Annotated in this window: 19 protein-coding genes; 10 read left to right on the top strand and 9 right to left on the bottom strand. The window is 30.8% G+C overall.

What is annotated here, in order from left to right; genetic code table 11:
* Nucleotides 1–22: 22 nt before the first annotated feature.
* Nucleotides 23–1114, bottom strand: coding sequence for a Glu/Leu/Phe/Val family dehydrogenase (locus BUC03_RS01495; RefSeq protein ID WP_073147507.1), 1092 nt, complete (start codon nt 1112–1114; stop codon nt 23–25).
* A gap of 129 nt (nt 1115–1243) precedes the next feature.
* Here BUC03_RS01495 and BUC03_RS01500 point away from each other — a divergent pair, with 129 nt between their 5' ends.
* From BUC03_RS01500 to BUC03_RS01515, 4 genes are all read left to right on the top strand, one after another.
* On the top strand, nt 1244–3001 hold the full coding sequence (locus tag BUC03_RS01500) for an ABC transporter ATP-binding protein (protein ID WP_073147509.1): 1758 nt from the start codon (nt 1244–1246) through the stop codon (nt 2999–3001).
* A 72-nt stretch (nt 3002–3073) separates the two neighbouring features.
* On the top strand, nt 3074–3448 hold the full coding sequence (locus tag BUC03_RS01505; RefSeq protein WP_073147511.1) for a PUR family DNA/RNA-binding protein: 375 nt from the start codon (nt 3074–3076) through the stop codon (nt 3446–3448).
* A 145-nt stretch (nt 3449–3593) separates the two neighbouring features.
* Nucleotides 3594–6494: a sensor histidine kinase gene (locus BUC03_RS01510; RefSeq protein ID WP_073147513.1), complete on the top strand. Its 2901-nt coding sequence runs from the start codon at nt 3594–3596 to the stop codon at nt 6492–6494.
* Nucleotides 6491–7243 (top strand): LytR/AlgR family response regulator transcription factor, encoded by a 753-nt coding sequence (locus BUC03_RS01515; RefSeq protein ID WP_073147515.1) that lies wholly within the window; start codon nt 6491–6493, stop codon nt 7241–7243. Before BUC03_RS01510 ends, BUC03_RS01515 begins: the two co-directional genes overlap by 4 nt.
* Nucleotides 7244–7301: 58 nt before the next feature.
* Here BUC03_RS01515 and BUC03_RS01520 read toward each other — a convergent pair whose 3' ends face one another.
* The 4 genes from BUC03_RS01520 to BUC03_RS01535 all read right to left on the bottom strand — a co-directional run bounded on the left by BUC03_RS01520 (nt 7302) and on the right by BUC03_RS01535 (nt 11062).
* Entirely contained in the window at nt 7302–7901 is a 600-nt protein-coding gene (locus tag BUC03_RS01520; protein ID WP_073147517.1) for a leucine-rich repeat domain-containing protein, read from the bottom strand.
* Nucleotides 7902–7913: 12 nt separating this feature from the next.
* Nucleotides 7914–9023, bottom strand: a complete 1110-nt coding sequence (locus BUC03_RS01525; RefSeq protein WP_073147519.1) for a hypothetical protein — start codon at nt 9021–9023, stop codon at nt 7914–7916.
* Between the two features lie 61 nt (nt 9024–9084).
* Nucleotides 9085–10602 carry a T9SS type A sorting domain-containing protein gene (locus BUC03_RS01530; protein ID WP_073147521.1) on the bottom strand — a complete coding sequence of 506 codons (1518 nt, stop codon included), beginning with the start codon at nt 10600–10602 and terminating at the stop codon, nt 9085–9087.
* A gap of 121 nt (nt 10603–10723) precedes the next feature.
* Complete coding sequence (locus BUC03_RS01535; protein ID WP_073147523.1) at nt 10724–11062, bottom strand: tRNA-binding protein; 339 nt, start codon at nt 11060–11062, stop codon at nt 10724–10726.
* A gap of 88 nt (nt 11063–11150) precedes the next feature.
* Between BUC03_RS01535 and BUC03_RS01540 the strand changes: the two genes are divergently transcribed.
* Both BUC03_RS01540 and BUC03_RS01545 read left to right on the top strand, forming a co-directional pair.
* Nucleotides 11151–11711, top strand: coding sequence for a thioredoxin family protein (locus BUC03_RS01540; protein ID WP_073147537.1), 561 nt, complete (start codon nt 11151–11153; stop codon nt 11709–11711).
* A 111-nt stretch (nt 11712–11822) separates the two neighbouring features.
* A complete protein-coding gene (locus BUC03_RS01545; protein ID WP_073147996.1) occupies nt 11823–12461 on the top strand; it encodes a peroxiredoxin in 639 nt (212 codons plus the stop codon).
* A 121-nt stretch (nt 12462–12582) separates the two neighbouring features.
* On the opposite strand, the gene BUC03_RS01550 is transcribed toward BUC03_RS01545, so the two are convergent.
* The 3 genes from BUC03_RS01550 to recQ form a co-directional block, all read right to left on the bottom strand.
* Nucleotides 12583–12858, bottom strand: coding sequence for a hypothetical protein (locus BUC03_RS01550; RefSeq protein WP_073147539.1), 276 nt, complete (start codon nt 12856–12858; stop codon nt 12583–12585).
* A gap of 18 nt (nt 12859–12876) precedes the next feature.
* Complete coding sequence (locus BUC03_RS01555) at nt 12877–13809, bottom strand: peptidylprolyl isomerase (protein WP_073147541.1); 933 nt, start codon at nt 13807–13809, stop codon at nt 12877–12879.
* A 146-nt stretch (nt 13810–13955) separates the two neighbouring features.
* On the bottom strand, nt 13956–16154 hold the full coding sequence (gene recQ, locus BUC03_RS01560; protein WP_073147543.1) for a DNA helicase RecQ: 2199 nt from the start codon (nt 16152–16154) through the stop codon (nt 13956–13958).
* 87 nt (nt 16155–16241) lie between these two features.
* On the opposite strand from recQ, the gene BUC03_RS01565 reads away from it, so the two are divergent.
* Genes BUC03_RS01565 through lptB form a run of 4 tightly spaced genes read left to right on the top strand, consistent with a single transcriptional unit; the run spans nt 16242 to nt 19208 of the window.
* Nucleotides 16242–17204: a KpsF/GutQ family sugar-phosphate isomerase gene (locus BUC03_RS01565; RefSeq protein ID WP_073147545.1), complete on the top strand. Its 963-nt coding sequence runs from the start codon at nt 16242–16244 to the stop codon at nt 17202–17204.
* 1 nt (nt 17205) lies between these two features.
* A complete protein-coding gene (tatC, locus tag BUC03_RS01570) occupies nt 17206–18054 on the top strand; it encodes a twin-arginine translocase subunit TatC (RefSeq protein WP_073147547.1) in 849 nt (282 codons plus the stop codon).
* 8 nt (nt 18055–18062) lie between these two features.
* Nucleotides 18063–18410 (top strand): carboxymuconolactone decarboxylase family protein, encoded by a 348-nt coding sequence (locus tag BUC03_RS01575; RefSeq protein ID WP_073147549.1) that lies wholly within the window; start codon nt 18063–18065, stop codon nt 18408–18410.
* Between the two features lie 57 nt (nt 18411–18467).
* Nucleotides 18468–19208: an LPS export ABC transporter ATP-binding protein gene (gene lptB / locus BUC03_RS01580; protein WP_073147551.1), complete on the top strand. Its 741-nt coding sequence runs from the start codon at nt 18468–18470 to the stop codon at nt 19206–19208.
* 78 nt (nt 19209–19286) lie between these two features.
* Here lptB and BUC03_RS01585 read toward each other — a convergent pair whose 3' ends face one another.
* The gene (locus BUC03_RS01585; RefSeq protein WP_073147553.1) at nt 19287–22730 is read right to left on the bottom strand and encodes a T9SS type A sorting domain-containing protein; all 3444 of its coding nucleotides are present in this window, start codon (nt 22728–22730) and stop codon (nt 19287–19289) included.
* Nucleotides 22731–23007: the final 277 nt, after the last annotated feature.

The following is a 23007-nucleotide window of genomic DNA, read 5'->3' on the forward strand; positions in this document are numbered from 1 at the left end:
GTATTTAAATCTTATTAGAAGTTTATTTTTTTGCTGCTAAAATTCTGTTTTGAGCAATTTGCAATGCTGCTTGATGTGTAGTAATATCTTCTAGCTCTGCTTTTGATAAAATTTCTAAAGTGGTATCGTAAATATTTTCTGTTTTTCTAATTATTTCAGCTTTATCGTACTTTACCAATTCTGCATATACATTAATAATACCACCGGCATTAATTAAAAAATCTGGTGCGTAAACTATGCCTTTTTTCTGAAGTAATTCTCCGTGAATTAACTCATCTGCTAATTGATTATTTGCTGCCCCAGCAATTACTTTTGCTTTTAACTGCGAAATAGTTTGGTTGTTTAACGTTGCCCCTAAAGCACAAGGTGCATAAATATCTACATCTAAACCGTACAAATTATCTCCTTCAAAAATTTTAGCTCCATATTTGTTACTTACTTCTACTAATCTGTCTTGATTAATATCTGCAATAATAACTTCTCCACCTTCATCGGTAATATGTTTTACTAAGGTTTCTCCTACGTGCCCAATACCTTGTACTAACACTTTTTTACCTTTCAAGTTATCGTTACCAAACTTATACCTCGCAGCAGCCTTCATACCCATAAATACTCCATATGCAGTAATTGGAGAAGGGTTACCAGAGCCTCCTTTTTCTTCAGAAATACCGGATACGTATGGAGTTACTTCTCTTACAGTATCCATATCTTCTGTTTCCATCCCTACATCTTCTGCCGTAATATATTTTCCGCTTAAAGAATGTACAAACTCTCCAAACCTTCTCATTAATGCTGGAGTTTTTTGTGTTTTAGCATCGCCAATAATTACTGCTTTTCCTCCTCCAAGGTTCAAGCCAGTAATAGCACTTTTAAAAGTCATTCCGCGAGAAAGTCTTAATACATCGTTTAATGCATCATATTCACTTTCATAATTCCACATACGAGTACCTCCTAAAGCTGGCCCTAAATTTGTATTATGAATTCCTATTATTGCTTTTAAACCTGTATCTTTGTCGTTACAGAAAACCACTTGTTCGTGGTTATCAAAAGAAAGTTGCCCAAAAACTGGTGCGACTTTTTTTAATTCATTTGCTTTTAAAACTTCAGCATCCATAAGCTGTTTTATTTAAATTAGATTATTGAATTATCAAAAATTTTGACAAAAATAACGAATTTATTAATTAGAAAGTGTTTTAAAAGCGTTAAAATGAATATTTAATAATTTAGAAGCTTTTCCATCTTTATGAAAGAACTAAAACATCTAAACAAATTTTTTAAAAAATATAAATGGCAAATGTTTTTAGGGTTCATCATTACGGTGACTGCTAAAATATTTGCAGTATATGTACCTCAATTTATAGGTAATTCTACAAGTGCTATAGAGCAATATGTAAATGGAGAAATTACAGATATTGCTGAAATAAAATCTCAGCTTTACACAAATATTCTCTACATTTTAGGAGCCGCACTCCTCTCTGCTTTATTTACATTTTTAATGAGACAAACCTTTATTGTGGTTTCTAGGCATATTGAATATGATTTAAAAAATGAAATTTATGAGCAGTACCAAGATTTATCATTAAACTTCTATAAGAAAAACCGAACAGGAGATTTAATGAACCGTATTAGTGAAGACGTTTCTCGGGTAAGAATGTATTTTGGACCTGCATTAATGAATAGCATTTCTACTATTACTATGTTTATAGTAGTAATTATATATATGGTTAGCAAAGCACCATTACTTACACTTTATACTATTGCTCCCTTCCCTATACTATCTTATGCAATATATAAATTAAGTAAATCTATTAATAGAAGAAGTACTATTGTACAAGAATACCTATCTAAACTAAGCACTTTTACACAAGAAAATTTTAGCGGTATTTCTGTTATTAAATCTTACGGATTAGAACTTCAAACCAACAACAGCTTTGTAGAACTAGCAGATACTAGTAAAGAAAAAAATATAGATTTAGTAAAGGTTCAAGCTTTTTTCTATCCGCTTATGGCTCTTTTAATTGGCGGGAGTAATGTTTTGGTTATCTACATTGGAGGCCAAAGAGTAATTAGCGGAGAGATTGAAAATTTTGGAGTAATTGTAGAATTTCTCTTGTATGTAAATATGCTTACTTGGCCAGTAGCAAGTGTAGGTTGGATTGCAGATATGGTACAACGTGCTGCTGCTTCTCAAAAAAGAATTAATGAGTTTTTAAATCAGAAAACAGAAATAAAAAATAAAAACAATAACCAAAGCACTATTCAAGGAAATGTAGAATTTAAAAATGTTACATTTACTTATGATGATACCAATATTACTGCATTAAAAAATATTTCTTTTGAAATAGAACAAGGCCAAACCTTAGCCATTATTGGTAAAACAGGCTCTGGTAAATCTACCATTTTAGAATTAATAGGGAGATTATACGATATAGATAAAGGAGATTTACTTATTGACGGTAAACAGATAGATCAAATAAATTTAAAAAGCTTAAGAAAATCTATAGGTTATGTACCTCAAGATGCATTTTTATTTAGTGATTCTATAAAAAACAACATTAGATTTGGTAATAATGACGCTACAGACCAAGAAGTAATAGAAGCAGCCAAAAATGCTGCTGTGCACAAAAACATACAAACGTTTAACAAAGAGTACGATACGGTACTAGGGGAACGTGGTATTACTTTATCTGGAGGACAAAAACAAAGAGTTTCTATTGCTAGAGCTATTATACAAGATCCAAAAATTTTATTATTAGATGATTGCCTTTCTGCAGTTGATACAGAAACAGAAGAAGAAATTTTAAGTAACCTACATAAAATCTCTGTAGACAAAACAACTATTATTGTAAGTCACCGTATATCTTCTGCAAAACACGCTGATAAAATTATTGTTTTAGACGAAGGTAAAATCATACAACAAGGAACTCACAATCAGTTAATAAAAATAAATGGGTATTATAAAGAACTCTATTTAAAACAACTGAGTGAAAAAGAAAGCTAATTTTTTTTGGCAGATGTTAATTTTTTTAAGATTTTTGACAATATCTAAAATTAAACCAATAATTTTTCGACTATGAGCGATAATGGAACGATGCAGAAAGAAGAAATCTTTTCTAAAGTATTAAGAGCGGGAAGACGTACCTATTTCTTTGATGTAAGAGCTACTAAGGCTAACGACTATTACTTGACAATTACAGAAAGTAAGAAATTTACTAATGAAGATGGTTCTTTTTACTACAAAAAACACAAAATTTACCTTTACAAAGAAGATTTTGAAGGTTTTGCTGAAATCTTAGAAGAAATGACTTCTTACATTGTAAATGAAAAAGGAGAAGAAGTAATTAGTGAACGTCACCAAAAAGATTTTAAGAAAGATTATGATAATGAAGAAGTAGAAACTTCTTCTGTAGCAGAAAAATTTACAGATATTAGTTTTGATGATATCTAAAATAATACTCTTCTAAAAAAAGCCGCTAAATTACTTAGCGGCTTTTTTTATACCATTCAACAAAAAAAAAGCACAATTCAGAAGAAAAATAATTTTTAATAGTAACTTGAAGTTATATTAGTATTGTAACATACAGCCCTAACCAGTGTTAAAGAAATTTTTACTTTTTTTTACCCTATCTCTCTTTGCTATTACTAAACATATTGCCCAAGAACCTGCTGCAATTTCTTTAGGGTCTTTTTACCAACAACCTGATTTAGTTTATTACGATGCACTAGAAGATAACAACAAAAACATATGGTTATCTACAGACAATGGACTTTATAAATATGATGGTAATACATTTAAAGAGTACGTTACCTCTGCACAAAAAAGTAACGCTTTTTTTTCTTTAAAAGAGATAAATAATTCTATATGGATGGTTAATCTATATGGGCAATTATTAAAAACCGAAAAAGATTCACTTGTCGTAGTTGCTAATTTAACTCCCTACCTTAAAGGTAAATTAGCTCAAATAAATGTAATAAATAATATACTTTATATTTCATCTCAAAACGGATTGTTAACCTACAATCTAGAGAATAAACAATTAAATACTCTTCATAAAGAAAATATTTTAACTACTTGGCAAAATCCAGAAACAAAGGCTATTTACTACATTAATCATAAAGATGAGTTTAAAAAAATTACCAATAACCATATTGAAACTCTTTATCAAGACTTACAAATAAACCGAAACGAAAAATACAATTATCAAATTTTTCAATTCCATAAAACTATTTACCATACTTATATAGATGAAAATAACCTACGTGTTATAAAAAAATGGAACTCCACAACAAAAAAAATTGAAGACGTAAATTTTTCTGTACCACATAAAGACATACAGATTTATTGTTCTTTTTTAAAAGATCAAAAAATTTTATTAGGTACTAACCGAGGTATCATTGAGGTAGATTCTAATTTTAATGTTATCAATACTTATTTTACAGAGTATTCTATAACCAAAATTCTTGAAGACTTTCAAGGAAATACATGGGTAACCACCCTTAAAAATGGTGTTTTTATAATTCCGAATAAGCATTTTAATAAATTAGATCTTCAACTTTCTCAAGAAACGGTAAATGCTTTTACAACCATTAATCAAGACAAATTAATTATAGGTACTAGTAAAGGAAATTTGCTTGTGTATAATAATTCATTTCAACTAGAAAAGAAAATAAGCTTACCTCAAAAAAAGCAAATTGTAAAACTCTTATACCTTAATAAAAGTAACGAGCTTTTAGTAAGTCAAGATAATTTAAGCTCATACTTAGTAAATTTAAATAACCAAACGGCAACACCAATAAAAGCTTATTGGAGCGCTAAAGATTTGGTGGCTGTAAAAAATGGTTTTTTAAATCTCACCTACAGAGCTGCATTTTATAATGAATCTCCAAATCATGAAAAAGCAGTTTTATTAAAAGATAAAAGAGCGGTTACTGCATTTTATGACGAAAAAAACGAACGCTTTTTTATTTCTTATATTGATGAGTTGGTAGAATATGATAAAGATTTTAATGAAAAAACCATTACTTACAAAAATCAACCTGTACTAGCTACTTCATTCACACAAATAGACAATGAAATTTACATAGGTACGCGGCAAAACGGAATTTTAAAGTATCAAAATGGGACTATGTCTTCGTTTTTAAACACTCAAAATAAACTAGCCCACAATACTATTTTAGACATTAAAGCTGTTCAGCATCAACTATTGGTTCTTACTAAAAATGGTTTGCAAAAATATGATACTCAACTGCAAGTTTTCACCGATAACTATAAATACAATCACAATCAGCTTAATCTTAAAAAACTACTTATTTTCAATAAAAAAATTATTATTTCAGGTAATGAAGAGTTGATATTAATACCTTTAATTCCAAATAGCAACAATATACAAAAGTTTCCTCCCGCTCCTATTTTACAAAAAATCACTACAGAAGATTCTACTTACCATACTACAGATAATCTTCAACTAAAATATAACCAGAAAAACATTAATATTAGTTTTCAGGCTCCTGGTTTACAAGTTATAGATCCATATTTATATAAATACAGATTATCTAATTTATCATCTCACTGGAAAGAAACCACCACTGGTTTAAATAATCTTATTTTTAGTTATCTACCCTCCGGAAAATATGATCTAGAAATTAAAACTCTTACCATAGATGGTATAGAAAGTAAAGAAAACCTGTGCATAACATTTGAAATTGAAACTCCATTTTGGCAAAAAACTTGGTTTTATGTAGCTGTCTTCTTTCTAATAATTGCTATAATAATAAGCTCTTTAAAATTATATGTATTTAGAAAAAATAAAAAACAAGCTGAAGAGCTCCTTGCACTCCATACCAAGAAAAAATTGAGTGAATTGCGTTTAGAAAATATTAGGTCACAGATGAATCCGCATTTTATTTTTAATGCACTTAACGCTATACAAGATTACATTCTTTCTAATGAAAAGAAACTAGCAAGCTCTTATTTAGTAAAATTTTCTAGATTAATTAGAATGTATTTAGAGCACAGCCAAAAAAACTTTATAACCCTGGCAGAAGAACTAGAAGCTTTAAAAATATATATTGAATTAGAAAAAATTAGAATTGAAGATAGTTTTGATTTTAAACTAGAAATCACTGAAGATATTAAGTTACAACAAATAATGGTGCCTTCTCTATTTATTCAACCATATATTGAAAACGCCATTAAACACGGTCTTTTACACAAAAAAGGAGAGAAGCAACTTTATATTAGCTTTACAAAAGCACAAGAATTTATTGTTTGTACTATTAAAGATAATGGCGTGGGTGTAGAAAACTCTATGGCTATAAATAAAAAAAATTACAGCAAACACAAATCTTTTGCGCTTGATGCCAACAAAGAACGTATTAATCTATACAACCGTTTAAAAAACTATAATATAGAAATTAATACAACCAATATTACAGACAGAAAAGATAACCCAGGCACTATGGTCACACTTAAAATCCCTATTAATTTAAAATGAAAGCAATTATTATAGATGATGAGCCAAGAGCTAGAAACTTGCTCGAGAAAATGCTAATAGACATAGAAGATGTTTCTTTAGAAGTATTTACAGCAAAAAACTTACTCGAAGGCGTAGAACTTATTGAAAAAGAACAACCTAAGATTGTTTTTTTAGATATAGAAATGCCAGAACACTCTGGTTTAGAAATTTTCAATTTTATAAAACCTCCTATAAATTTTAAAATCATCTTCACTACTGCTTATAACCAATATGCTATTGAAGCTTTTAAGCAAAATGCTGTAGATTATTTATTAAAACCTATAGATATAGATGAGTTAGAAAAAGCGGTGCAAAAAGCTCAAAAATTAATTTCTAGCGAGCGATTAACTAACCAAATAGAAGATTTATCTAAAGCGCTACAAAAAATTGCTATTAATAAGATTGCCTTAGAAGTACCTAAAGGAATTTTATTTGTAGCTCATGACGATATACTTTATTTTGAAGCAGATGGTATGTATACCAATGTATTTCTTAAAAATGGAGATAAAAAACTTATTTGTAAACCATTAAAAATATTTGTTGAACAATTACAAGAAGAGTCCTTGTTTTTTAAATGCCACCGTTCTTACTTAGTTAATCTGCAATATGTAGTTGAGTTTTCTAGAAAAGATGGCGATCAATTAATAATGAGTAACCAAAAATCGGTTCCTATTTCTAAATCTAATAAAGAAAGTTTCTTAAAAGTAGTACAGCAAATTTTCGGATAACAAAAGAGGCCAAACATTACTGCTTGACCTCTCACCCCTACAAAATATGAAACTACTCCTACTCTAATTCATCACAAGGTGTAGTAGAGTAATAAGTTTCAAGATCTTTATTCCACCCATCTGTTGGTGTAAAATCTTCATCAATCGTAATGCAAGCTAAACTTAAGTTGCCTTGTGCTTCCATTCTTGTAAAATTAGCATTGTTACCATTGGCTACATTTAAACTTAACAAGTCATTGGTGTGCACTTTTAAGTCTTCTAACTCTGGTAACATACTTACATCTAAATTTTCTATAGAATTATTTTCTAAAAGCACTTGTCTTAATTTTGTATTAGACGATAAGTCTATAGTAGAAATATTGTTATTAAATGCTGATAGTACCACAATATTTTCAAAAGCTTCAATACCAGTTAGGTCTTCTATAGTTTGATTACTTATCACTAAGTTACCTCCAAAAGCTTCTGCTTCAGCATAACTTATCTCTTCATCTTCATTTGTATTTATGGAAGAGTTAGCTAACAAGCTTGCTTTAAAATTAACATCAGGAATACTCACATAAGTTTCACTTATATTCTCACTACTGCTATCATCATCACTAGAACAAGAATAAAAACTTACTAAGGCAAGTGTTGAAAGGGCTAAAACTGTTTTCTTCATTTTTATATAATTTTATGGTTTAGTATTATTACAATCTATATATTGACCGTAAGGCATTTGACCGTGAATAACGCCTCCAAAAGTGGTATTGCTATAACCACTACCATTGTATTGTTGTTTTAACAAATAACCTTGTAGTTTACACTTACCACTTCTTAATTTTTCGGTAAACGCTCCTCTTATCCATCTGTATAATGGTCTTCCTGTTACTTTATGATGTACAATATTCCAATCGTTAGATTCAATATTTACATGAATTAACTCTCCACCGTCTTTTACTACCACTTTATTAATTTCTGTTTTGGCAAAATTCTTTAAGCTAGCGTCACTATTCAATTTTCCTGCAGATGGTATCTTAATACTTGCCAAGTCTGCTTTTGCTGCAGCATCATAATTAGCTTTAAGTTTAGTTTCCATTTCTACAGCTATTTTTTTAGCTTCTTCTTTACTGTATTTTGCTAATTTTTCTTCTGGAGCAATTACATTCATGATATACAAATCATCTAAAACAATGTATGATGGTACATTATAGGCGTGACCACCTACTTGTTGACCTGCATATAAAATAAAAACATCTTCTTCTACCTTTAGCATTCTACTTAAAATAGGTCCGGTAATACCTATCTCTAATTGTTGGTTAGGATCTGCTGGATGCTTAACAATATAAGATCCGCTAGTCATCTCATAAACACGTGTGCCGCCAATAGCAAAACCATCTAACACTTTAGGAGATATAAAAACTAACCAAGAATATTCTAGTTTATAATCGGGTTGTATAACTACGGCGTGCCCTTGCTCTAACTCACCTTCTTTATAATTTGCTCCTGTTACAATATGCGTAGTATGTGCATAAACAGAACCCATTGGGTCTAAAAATTTTAGACTTGTAGCAACATTACCTGCTTCTTCTGTATAAGGACTCCCAGGTACACTGCCTGGCATTTTACTAGCACCACCTGATGGTCCTGAAGAAGATGTGGTAGTAGTACTAGCTTCTTCTTTTACAACATTCTTAGCTGCGTTTTTAACTTTATTTTTTAGCATTTTACCAAACTGTGCTTGGGTAGAAATACTGCAAAACAAGGCAATAACCAACATTATTAAACTTGATTTTATTTTCATAATAGATTGATTTAAATATAAAAGCGCATACTACCCCACCAGTATGCGCTTTCAAAAATGATTATTTTTTAATAATTCTCTTTACAGCACGATTACCTTCAGAAATAATTTCTGCAAAATAAATACCGCTAGGTAAGTAACTTACATCTATAGCTTGAGTATAAGAAGTGGCTACTTTTTTACCTAAAGTGTTGTAAACATTAACTTTATCTACCATAGAAACTGCATCTATATGAAGAACATCTTGTACTGGATTTGGATAAACAGAGAAGTTGTCTAATACATTCTGTTCTGTACCTAAAGTACAAGTAGTATAACCATAAATGGTGCTAGGGTCTTTATCTGAATCTATTATCCATAGTATACCAGGGCTTGCAGCAGGAGGCGTAAAACCATTATCTAATTGCACACAAGAAAGATTAGGGCAATTAGTTGCATTAAATTGAGAAATTGAAGTATTGTTGGCGTTAGCCATATTTATAATTTGTAAGTTAGCGTTATCTGAAACATACAGAGTGCCTAAAGAGGGTAGCATCGAAACATCTATACTAGAGAAAAGGTTATCTTGTAGCTCTAAGTGATATATGTTTGAATTATTTGTAACATCTAAAGAAGTTAAATTGTTATCTCCTAAATACAATTGTGAAAGTACCGGGTTGTTAGATAAGTCTATACTGGTAAGATCATTTTCTACTAATTTTAAACTTTTAAGCTGAGCTAATGAAGAAAGATCTATAGAAGTAAAATTATTAGTATTTGCCTCTAATTCTTCTAAAACAGTATTGCTAGAAAGATCTATCGTGCTAAGATTGGCATTGCTTACTTGTAGTTTTTCTAAATTAGTAAAGCTACTTACATCTATACTTCCTAATGGGTTATCACTCAAATAAGCAATGGTAACGGTTGATGTATTGGGTAAGGTTAAGCTAGAAGCAGTTAAATTATTAGAAATTATAGAAAACAAAATCAAATTTGTTTGATTGCTTAAGTCTAAACTGCTTAGGTTATTATCATACAAGTTTAAGTATTCAATAGCTGGATTATTACTTAAATCTATCGTTGTTAATTGATTAAACGAAGCCGAAAAATTGCTCAAATTAATATTGTTAGAAACATCTAAAGAGGTTAATTGACTTCTATCTAAGTTTAAAACCTCTAAATTTACGTTGGTACTTAAATCTATCGAGGCAAGACTATACGTAGCATCTGCTCCTAATCTGGTAAGATTGGTAAGCCCTGTTACATCTAAAGTTGTTAACGGGTTTAAGCCTATTGAAATTTTAGTTAAAGCTGTATTAGCCGTAAAGTTGGCAAAACTAATATTATTATTAGGCAAGAATACTTCCGTAATATTCGGGAAAGCCTCTAAACCGGTTAAATCTGAAATAGTTAAATTAGGAGCAGAAATTATACCCGTATAAGCATTCGCTTCGGCATAGCTAATTTCTCCATCTCCATTAGTATTTATTCCTGCGCTACTAATTAAAACATTTTTTAAAACTGGATCTGGGATGTGTACATTTTGAGCAAAAAGGCTAGCACTAGCTAAGCAAAATAAAGAAAGTAAAGTTCGTTTCATCTTGTTGAGTATTATTTATTAAACACCCAAATTTCTATAAATCAACACTTCTAATCTGTAGTTATCTTCTAAACAGAACTAAATACTTGCTGAATGAACCTTATTCTTTTTAAACAAAAAACTAACTTACCTTCAAACCATTTTCAATTTTTGCTTCTGGTTGTATAATAGTCACCTCATCTCCATTCACCGCGCCTAACAACAAACATTCACTCATAAAATTTGCTATTTGTTTTTTAGGGAAGTTTATTACTGCTATAGTTTGTTTACCCAAAAGGTCTTCTTTTAAATAACGTTTGGTTATTTGTGCAGAAGTTTTTAAAACACCAATCTCTTTACCAAAATCAATTTTTAATTGGTATGCCGGCTTTCGTGCTTCAGGAAAATCGTTAACTTCAACAATCGTTCCTACACGCATATCTATTTTTGCAAAGTTTTGCCAAGTTAATTCTTTATCCATCATTTAATTTTCTATTGAATTTTAAAGCTGAAGTACTTCAGAAATAATTCAAAATTTAGTATTTTGTTTGTTCAAATTTAAAAATAAAATGGCAAGAACATATTCTATAGATATAGACTTAGGTACAAAAGCTCCTGAGTTTGAATTACGAGATACAGTAACTAACAACCTAGTAAATATTTACGACGTAAAAGGTGAAAAAGGAACCGTTGTTATGTTTATTTGTAACCACTGCCCTTTTGTTATACACGTAAATGAAGAATTGGTAAGACTAGCTAACGATTACAGAGTACTTGGTTTTGGCTTTGTAGCTATTTCTAGTAATGATGTAGTAAACTACCCGCAAGATGGGCCGCTACTTATGAGAGAAAATGCCAGAAAAAACAATTTTACCTTTCCTTATTTATATGACGAAACACAAGAAGTAGCTAAAGCTTACCGCGCAGCTTGTACTCCAGATTTTTATGTGTTTGATGCAGAACTAAAATTAGTATATCACGGACAGTTAGACGACTCTAGACCTCAAAACGGAATACCCGTAACAGGTAGAAGTATAAGAGAAGCGCTAGATGCCATACTTAACAACCACAAAGTAGCAGACGTCCAAAAACCTAGTTTGGGCTGTGGTATTAAATGGAAAGACCAGTAACGCATAAACTATAAGTTAAGCTTATGCTAAAGTAGAAGATAAGCATCTTTCAAATGTTATTACTAGCATTATAATTTTTAAATTTATACTGCTAATAAAAAATGAATGGATATGAAAGATTTAAGATTAGGCGATACTGCCCCAAATTTTGAAATTGAAACTACGCAAGGAAAATTAGATTTTTACGATTATTTAGGAGATAGTTGGGGAGTTCTTTTTTCTCACCCATCAGACTATACCCCTGTTTGTACTACCGAGTTAGGTACAGTAGCCAATTACCAACCAGAGTTTGAAAAAAGAAACACTAAAGTAATTGCATTAAGTGTAGACGATTTAGAATCTCACAAAGGTTGGGTAAAAGATATTGAAGAAACACAAAACGTAAAACTTAACTACCCAATTATTGCAGATGAGAATAAAGAAGTAGCAAGTTTATACGGAATGATTCACCCTAATGAAGATAGCAAGTTTACGGTAAGATCTGTTTTCATTATTAGTCCAGATAAAAAAGTAAAGCTAACCTTAACCTACCCACCAAGCACTGGTAGAAATTTTGATGAATTACTAAGAGTTATTGATTCTTTACAGTTAACTGCTTATAAAAAAGTAGCTACTCCTGCTAACTGGAAACACGGAGAAGATGTAGTGATTAGTCCTTCGGTTTCTAATGAAGAGGCAGAAAAATTATTCCCTAAAGGATTTAAAGAAGTAAAACCTTATTTAAGAATGACGGCACAACCAGAAGAATAATTTTTAATTAATTGAATATCGTCATTCTGAGTTTAACTCAGAATGACGATATTCAATTAAAAATAAAAAACCTCAAAGCAAAAACTTTGAGGTTTTTTAATATAATAATTTTGCCATTTAATTACTCCGCTAATGTCATAAACACCATCCAAGCAATTGACAAAACGTTAATTAAACTTATAGATAAAAATTGTTTTTTCTTATCTTTTGAAATAAAGAATTTCACCAAACCAAATCCAAACAATATTAAAACTGTTAATACTACAGGAATAGTTAATAATTCAGCAAAAACTCCAATAATTACCAGATCCAAATTAAAATATGAAACTGCTCCTAAGCCTATTAAATAAAGTAGGCAAAGTAAACTAACTGTGATAATAATTTTTAAGTACTTCATATTTTAAAAATATAAAAATTATTTAGCTTTAACTAACTCTACATCAAAAATTAAAGTTGCGTTAGGAGGTATTACTCCACCTGCTCCTCTTTCTCCATACCCTAAATGTGACGGAATTACAAAAGTAGCCTCATCTCCTTCTGCTAATAACAAGATACCTTCATCCCAACCAGCAATTACTTGACCTATTCCTACAGGAAATTCAATAGGTTGTTTTCTTTCAAAAGAAGAGTCAAATACAGTACCATCTGTTAATTTACCACGGTAATGTACTTTTACTGGTCTTCCTTGCTCTGCTGCTTTACCTTTCCCTTTTTTAGTGATTTTGTAATAAAGACCACTATCTGTTTTAGTAAAACCTTCTGTTAATTTAGCCATTTCTGCAGCTTCTCTTTGCTTTGCTTCTTCTTCTCTTTTTGCTTTTTCTGCATTAAAAGTTGCAAAAGCTGTAGCGCCATCAAAATTTTCTGCTTCTTCTCCTACTCTTTCAATAACAACAGTATCCATTTTATCTCCTTGAGCAATAGCGTTAACTACGTCTTGCCCTTTTACCACTTCTCCAAACACGGTATGTTTCCCGTCTAACCAAGAGGTTTCTACGTGTGTAATAAAAAATTGACTTCCATTAGTACCAGGTCCAGCATTAGCCATAGATAAAATTCCTGGTTTGTCATGTTTTAAATCTGGGTGAATTTCGTCATCAAAGTTGTAACCCGGACCTCCAGAACCTGTTCCTTTAGGGTCACCCCCTTGAATCATAAAATCTGGAATTACTCTATGAAATTTTAATCCGTTGTAGTAAGCTTCTCCTTCTGCTTTAGCTTCATTAGGTTGTTTACCTTCTGCTAATGCTACAAAGTTACCTACAGTTCCTGGGGTTTTATCGTGATGTAATTTTACAACAATTTCTCCTTTTGAAGTATTGAACTTTGCGTATAATCCGTTTTCCATTTGTCTATTTTTTATTCTGAAAGCACAAAGATAAAACTTCATATGCCATCTTCCTAATATGAGGTAAAAACAAAAAAACCGAACACATAAATGTTCGGTTTTTTATCAATTCTTCTAATTATTTATTTCATTTAAATTCTATAAATTTAATTAGCTACTTCACTAATAAATTTAATTCTATACAATCTAATTTCTTCATCTTCATAATCGCCATCAAACTCATCCATAGCCTCATCTACTTTGTCTGTTTCTGCTTCTAGAAAATATTCATGTAATTCTTCTTGTTGATCATCATCTAAAACTTCATCTATCCAGTAAGAAATATTTAATTTAGTACCACTATATACAATTGCTTCCATTTCTTTAATAAAATCTGGCATATCTAAACCTTTAGCACTAGCTATATCTGTTAGAGGCAGTTTTCTGTCTACATTTTGAATGATATAGAGTTTTAAAGCACTATTTGCTCCGGTAGATTTTACCACCATATCATCTGGTCTTATTATTTCATTATCTTCTACATAACGAGAAATAAGTTCTATAAAATCTTTTCCAAATTTTTTGGCTTTACCCTCTCCTACTCCATGAATATTTGCAAGTTCTTCTAAAGAAACAGGATATTTTGTTGCCATATCTTCTAAAGAAGGATCTTGAAATACCACAAATGGAGGTACATCTTTGCGTTTTGCTACTTTTTTACGAAGATCTTTTAGCATCTTCATTAATTGCTCATCTGTAGCTCCACCGCCTTTTTGTGCCGAAACTATGTTATCTGAAGATTCTTCATCATAAGTATGGTCTTCTGTCATCATAAAAGAAACAGGATTTTTCAAAAACTCTTTTCCTTTTGGTGTGATTTTTACTAAACCATAAGTTTCTATATCTTTTTTAAGGTAACCCGCTACTAAAACTTGACGAAGTAAAGCCATCCAATAGTTAGCATCTTTAGCATTACCCTTACCAAATAGAGCTATTTCATCTGTTTTGTGAGATTTAATTAGCGCGTTAGATTTACCTATAAGCGTATTTACAATCTCTTTAGATTTATATATTTCACTGGTTTTCTTTACAGTTTCTATTAATAGTTTAACCTCATCTTTGGCTTCATGTTGCTTTTTAGGGTTACGTACATTGTCATCCATATCTGCTCCATCACCAGTTTCAGAGTCAAATTCTTCTCCAAAATAATGAAGTATAAATTTTCTTCTAGAGATAGAAGTTTCTGCAAATGCTACTACTTCTTGTAATAAAGCATGGCCTATTTCTTGTTCTGCCACTGGTTTACCACTCATAAACTTCTCTAACTTTTCTATATCTTTATATGCATAGAAAGCTAAACAATGTCCTTCTCCGCCATCTCTACCTGCACGACCAGTTTCTTGGTAGTAACTCTCTATACTTTTAGGTATATCGTGGTGAATAACAAAACGTACATCTGGTTTATCTATACCCATACCAAATGCTATAGTTGCCACTACTACATCTATATCTTCCATCAAAAACATGTCTTGATGTTTAGCTCTTTTTTTAGAGTCTAGGCCAGCATGATAAGGCACTGCAGAAATACCGTTTACCTGAAGTGTTTGTGACAACTCTTCTACTCGTTTTCTACTTAAGCAATAAATAATACCGCTTTTACCAGAATTTTGTTTTACAAATCGAATAATATCTGCATCTACAGAAGCAGTTTTAGGTCTAATTTCATAATATAAATTAGGTCTATTAAATGATGCCTTAAATGTTTTAGCATCTGTAATTCCTAAATTTTTAAGTATATCTTCTTGTACTTTTGGAGTAGCTGTAGCGGTAAGAGCTATAATTGGTATATTATCTCCTATACGCTGAATTATTCTTCGTAGATTTCTATATTCTGGTCTAAAGTCATGCCCCCACTCACTTATACAATGCGCTTCATCTATTGCTAAAAAAGAAATTTTTTGGCTTTTTAAAAACTCTACATTTTCTTCTTTAGTTAACGATTCTGGTGCTACGTATAAGAGTTTGGTAATTCCGTTAGTGATATCTGCTTTTACTTGTTTTATTTCAGATTTATTTAAAGAAGAATTTAAAACATGAGCAATTCCATGCTCAGAAGAAATACTTCTTAAAGCATCTACTTGGTTCTTCATTAAAGCAATAAGGGGAGAAACAACAATAGCTGTACCTTCTTTTATAAGAGCTGGAAGCTGATAACAAAGAGACTTACCGCCGCCTGTTGGCATGATTACAAATGAATCTTTATTTGCTATAATTGTTTTAATGACTTCTTCTTGTAGCCCTTTAAACTGGCTAAATCCAAAATATTTTTTTAACTCTTGATGTAAATTGATTTCTGTCAAACTGATATTTTAGTGTTACAATTTTACCTACCTTTGTATGTACTAAAGATACATGTTTCTTTAGGTTTTACAAACCCAAATATTATAAAATTAATGCTTCAAAACAACATCTTATCGGTCGCAAAAGAAACAATTTCTAACGAGGCACGTGCGATTGAAGAATTAATCAACTTATTAGACCACCAATTTGCGCAAGCAGTAGAAGATATTTACAATTCTAAAGGTAGAGTAATTATTACTGGTATTGGCAAAAGTGCTATTATTGCTACCAAAATTGTAGCCACGCTTAATTCTACAGGTACTCCAGCTATTTTTATGCACGCGGCAGATGCTATTCACGGAGATTTAGGAACTATTTTAAAAGACGATATTGTAATTTGTATTTCTAAAAGTGGTAATACCCCAGAGATAAAAGTATTAGTTCCGTTTATAAAAAACTTTAAAAATACCTTAATTGCTATTACAGGGAATAAAGATTCTTTTTTAGGAAAACAATCTGATTACGTACTTAATGCGTATGTAGAGAAAGAAGCTTGCCCAAATAACCTTGCCCCTACCACCAGTACAACGGCACAATTGGTAATAGGTGATGCGCTTGCCGTTTCTTTGTTACATTTAAAAGGGTTTAGCAGTAAAGATTTTGCTAAATATCATCCAGGAGGTTCTTTAGGAAAAAAACTATACCTGCGTGTAAGTGATATAACTAAAGAAAATCAAAAACCTAAAGTAACACCAGAAACGAGTATTACAGAGGTAATTGTTGAAATTTCTGAAAAAATGCTAGGCGTAACTGCTGTAGTAGAAAATGAAGAAATTGTAGGAATTATTACAGATGGTGATTTAAGAAGAATGATTACTACCAATAATAATTTTACGCACCTCCAAGCTAAAGACATTATGGGTAAAAATCCGAAAGTGATTAAAAATAATGCAATGGCAGTAGATGCTATGGAAATTATGGAAGAGCACGGGATTTCTCAACTTCTAGCACAAGAAAACGGAAAATATGTAGGTGTGGTACACCTACATAATCTTATTAAAGAAGGAATTATTTAAAATGGCAAAAAAAACAAAAGTAAATCCAAATGAAATGTCTTTTCTTGATCATTTGGAAGAATTAAGATGGCATTTAATTAGAGCAACTTTATCTGTATTAATTGCAGGGGTTGTAGCTTTTATAGCTAAAGAATTTATTTTTGATGTTGTTTTACTAGGCCCAAAACAACCCGGTTTTATCACTTATAGAGTACTATGTAACGTAGCTCAATCTATAGGCTTAGATGAAAGCTTTTGTTATACAGAAATACCATTTAGCATACAAAACAGAACCATGTCTGGACAATTTAGTATCCATATGTGGACAGCTATTACTGCTGGTTTTATTATTGCTTTTCCTTATATTTTATATGAATTTTGGAGATTTATTTCTCCTGCTTTACACGATAAAGAACGAAAAGCATCTAGAGGATTTATAGTGATAGCTTCATTACTATTTTTTATAGGCGTGCTATTTGGTTATTATATTATTTCCCCTTTATCTATTAACTTCTTAGGAAGCTACCAAGTAAGTAAAGAAGTAGTAAACGAAATAGATTTAGATAGCTACATGGGACTTATTAGAGCCTCTGCACTTGCAAGTGGCATTATATTTGAGCTACCTATCATTATGTTTTTGCTAACTAAAATAGGTTTAGTTACACCAGAAATATTAAGACAGTATAGAAAATTTGCTTTGGTAGGTATTTTAATTGTTTCTGCCATTATTACACCTCCAGATATTGCAAGTCAAATTGTAGTAGCTATACCAGTTTTAATTCTTTACGAGATAAGTATTTTTATCTCTAAAATGGTTTTGAAAAAAGAAAGAAAAAAAGAAATTGAAGAGAAAAGTATCACTAAAAATTGAAATGAAGAATGATTGATCAAGTAGATGAGTTTAATGCTTATCGTCAAAAAATGAATGATAAAATTCTAGGAGAAAACAATAAAGTACTCAAAAGAATTTTTAACCTAGACACCAATGCTTTTGCTGAAGGTGCCTTAGATGTAAAAACCAAAGAATTATTAGGCTTAGTAGCATCTTTAGTATTAAGATGTGATGACTGTGTTAAATATCACTTAGAGTCAAGCCATAAAGCTGGTCTACAAAAAGAACAGGTAATGGAAACTTTAAGTATTGGCACATTAATAGGAGGTACTATTGTAATACCTCATTTACGTAGAGCCTACGAATATTGGGAAACCTTAGAAAGTAAAAAATAAAAAAAAGGAGCTTTTTTAAAAGCTCCTTATGTTTAGTTTAAAATCGCTATTAGAGTAATGAAGTTAAAAGCAGAAAATTTAATTAAAGCCTATAAAGGAAGAAAAGTTGTAAAAGGAATTTCTGTAGAAGTAAACCAAGGAGAAATTGTAGGTTTACTAGGGCCAAATGGAGCAGGAAAAACAACTTCTTTTTACATGATTGTTGGTTTAATTAAACCTAATAGCGGGAATATTTTTCTAGAAAAAACAGATATCACCAAATTCCCAATGTATAAAAGAGCACAAAACGGAATTGGATATTTAGCACAAGAAGCATCTGTATTTAGAAAGTTAAGTATAGAAGATAACATCATGAGTGTTCTTCAACTTACCAAACTCTCTAAAAAAGAAAGAGAAATGAAAATGGAAAGTTTAATTGAAGAGTTTAGCTTAAGCCATATTCGTAAAAGCCGTGGAGATTTACTTTCTGGAGGTGAACGTAGAAGAACAGAAATTGCACGAGCTTTAGCTACAGATCCAAAATTTATTTTACTAGATGAACCTTTTGCTGGAGTAGACCCTGTTGCAGTAGAAGACATTCAAAGAATTGTTGCGCAGTTAAAAAATAAAAATATAGGTATTTTAATTACAGATCACAACGTACAAGAAACTTTAGCCATTACAGATAGAACTTATTTAATGTTTGAAGGTAGTATATTAAAACACGGACAACCAGAAGAATTAGCTGAAGACGAAATGGTAAGAAAAGTATACCTAGGTCAGAATTTTGAATTAAGAAAGAAGAAATTATTCAATTAATTTCTTTAATCATTTATAATAAAAAAATCCTTTTATTTTCATAAAAGGATTTTTTTATTGAGTTTATTAATATGTAGATTACTCTACAATCAATTTCTTTGTATAGCTCACTCCATCTGCAGTCATTTTTACTAAATAAACTCCAGTTGAAAATTCACTTGTACTTAAAGTTAATTTTCCGTTCACCATAGTATCGTTAGTTTCATATACTTTTTGACCTAGTAAACTAAATACTTCTATAGTTACATCGTTATTTACGTTTGATAAACCAATATTAAAGTAGCCTGTATTAGTTGGGTTTGGATAAATAACAAAGTTGTTATTCAAATCAAAATCTTCAACATTTAAAGTAGAGTCTACTGCAAAATTTATTTTAAATCTATCTGAAGCTATACTCTCATCTATATTGATATCTACTTGAAACGATATAAAATTTTCACCGCCTTCTTTTAATTGAATAGTTTTCTTTAAATAGCTATCTTCTAAATAAGCTGTAAAACCTTCAAAATTTGGTACATTAATTATATATATATAATCTGAAAAGCGATATTTACTTGAATAAAATTCAATTTCATCACCTTTTTCTATCTGCCCTCTATTTTCTATACTTAAAAGGTTACCATTTTTATTTATAGCCAACATTTCATCTTGGTTATCAAACTTAATTGCATCGTGATTATCTACTTCATTAGAAAACTCACTAGAGAAGTTTATCACAAATCCATCTGCTGCATTTCCTCCATTTAAATACGCATCCCTTTCAAATAATGTTACTTGTAATAAAGAATTATCGTTTTCAGCAACACTATAAGTAGTTGTAGTTGTTGTAGTTTCTGACTTAAAACTTTCTTCAACTTTAAAAGAAGGAGTCTGACTTGGATTTACTTCTACAAATACTGCTTGCCAAGGTTGTATATATTTATTAGCTGTAGAACTTGATAAGTTATTAGCATTAGAATTTACATCTACTGTAACATAAGCCCCTCTTGTGTTTTGCGTAGGATCCCACACATATACAAATTGTTGATTAACACCATTTGAACTTTGTAACAAATCTTCTCCATCAATTGCTGCTTGGTAAGGATTACCTATTAATTCAAATCCACCTGTAGCTGGAACTTGCGCTCCACTATAGTAATAATTACCTGTCATTAACTCTCCTTTAGCTCTTAAAATAGTAGCTTCTGCAACAGCATCGTTATTTGTAACATCTATACTTCTATCTCCTCTAATCATCATACTGTAAGCTACACCAGCTTGAATTGTTTCATTGAACGTATTAGTTATTGCTTCATACGTTTGTGTATCACTATTATACTTAAAAAGAGAAGGGTTACCTGATGGAGTTGCATCTAATCCATTAGCTCCTATAGTAGAACCTGTAATGTGAGCTCCAAATCCAGGGTTTGGATTTAAATTATCACTTCTATCTAAACCTGTATTGTTTGCTCCTTCTTGCCAATTCTCGTGAATAGAAGTGGTAGTAGTTACAGATGAAGTTACAAATCTAAAAGCTCTCTTTGCAGGTATGTATCTTTCTACAGTTACATCTCCTAAAATAGATCCATTAGTTACAGGGGCAACAATAGCTGTATTATTTAAATAACTTTTAAGTGTTAAATTATCTTGAGTAACCAACACACCATTATCAAGAGAAAGAACTCCTGTTAAATTTAACTCACCTTCTAAAATAACTTCTTCATTATTATTTATAGTAAGACTATGTAAAGTATTGTTTTCAAAAATATTACTTGGTATAGTCTGATTTTGTTCTCCAGATAAAATTAATTCTGAACCTTCACTATCTCCCCATATATATGTGTTACTTACAGACATATTCTCACTAACTGACATAGAAAAACCATTTAATTCTAAATCTTTAGTTGAAAAATTTTCATAGTTTTCTATTTCAATATCTTCTAGTAATATTAAATCTCTTACTGCGTTATCTGCAAATTTCAAATCATAACCACCTAGTGGATTAGGGAAAGTCCCATCTAATATCCCCGTAACATCATCCCAGTTACTTGCGTTTTTCCAATTTGAGCTATTAGTACCTACCCAGTAAATTTCATTAGCTACTTGTAATTGTTTTATATAAGGATTACGTATTGAATTATTATCAACATCTTCAACTGTTGTTTCTATCCATAAATAATTACTTGTAGAATCTAGTTCAATAGGTGTAGCAAAGTTTAAAACCACAACATTATTAGTTCCTGATTTTAAATTAGCAGAAGACAATGAACTTAGCACTGATGGAGAGTTTGAATAACCATCTCTAATAAAAGTGTTACTCGCAGAAAGATTAGATAAAGAATTAGTTAATATAGCCTCACTAAAAACAACTTCAATTGAAGTAGAAGAGATTAGGTTTACGTACATTACAAACGGAAAATCTGTTGTCATATCTTCATACCCAATAATTTCTCCATAAATATCTAAATGTGTTCCTGTTAAATGATTATAATCTCCATTATTAGTAAAGTTTCCTGTAACATTAAGAGGTAAATCTCCAGTAACATCAGAGCCTTCTGTAATAACTACATCATTAAAACTACCTGTTTGCCCGTATTGACCATTATTATTATTACCAATAGTAATATCTCCATCTAAAATTGTAGTACTCTCTCCAGGATCAAAAGTACCACCTCCCCAATCAAAAACTATATCATCATGAAAAGTAAGATCTCCTTCATTGGCATCAAAAGATGATTTAAAGACTGTTTCACCGTGAAACTCTATATCAGCTTGCTCTAAATCAAAAGTACTTCCACCACTAAATTCTGAATCTCCGTGAATTTCAATATCTCCGGTACCTGCATCAAACACAGCACTACCATTAAAAACTGAAGAACCATCAATAACTAAATCTGCTTGATTTAAATCAAATGTCAAATTTCCACTAAATTGTGAATCTCCGTAAATTTCAATATTACCAGTACCTGCATCTACCACAGCACTTCCATCAAAAACTGCAGGACCATAAATAATTAAATCAGAATTATTTAAATTAAACTTTGATTGACCAGTAATATTAAAAGAAACTGAGCTACCTCCTGCTTGTCCTACTATAAACTGACCACCGTACAAATTGGTTGCTACATTATTTAAAGTAACACCACCTATAAATTGTATACTACCAGTCCCTACATTTAAAGTTCCTTGAATTGTAGAAAAGTCATTAACAATTACGATTCCTGTACCAACGTCTAATGTTCCACTATTTCCTATAGATAAAGTTGTAGATACATTTAACACAGCCCCATTAACAATACTTAAAGTCTGATTATTACTACCTAAAGTTAATTGATTTACAGTAGTATTGGTACTTAATACAGGCTGGTAATTATTAGAATTAATCCAACTCACCTCTGCTGTGCCTGCAGAAGTAGGCACTCCATTAGACCAGTTTGCAGCAGTATCCCAGTCAGCACTTACAGAACCAACCCATTTTGTATATTGCGCGTTAACACCAATATATGTAAAAATAAAAATGAATAAAAGAATAATTTTTTTCATAATAATATATATAAATACTTTTAAAACCTATTACTTTAAAGAGTTATAAAACAACTCATTAACTACTTAAATAACGGTACAAAAATAAATCAGAACATCTCTTTGAAATAATCTTTTCGTTGAAGTGCGATTTAATTTCGACCAAAGGAAATGGCGAGATTTTAATCGAAATAAAAGGTATTTTAATCGGGAAACTACTTCCTTGAAATTTAGATAAACCATCAAATTGATGATGATTTTATAAATTATAGCTATAAAATTTATTAATAATTATATA

The sequence above is a fragment of the Mesonia phycicola genome, assembly GCF_900141885.1.
GTDB classification, from domain to species: Bacteria; Bacteroidota; Bacteroidia; order Flavobacteriales; family Flavobacteriaceae; genus Mesonia; species Mesonia phycicola.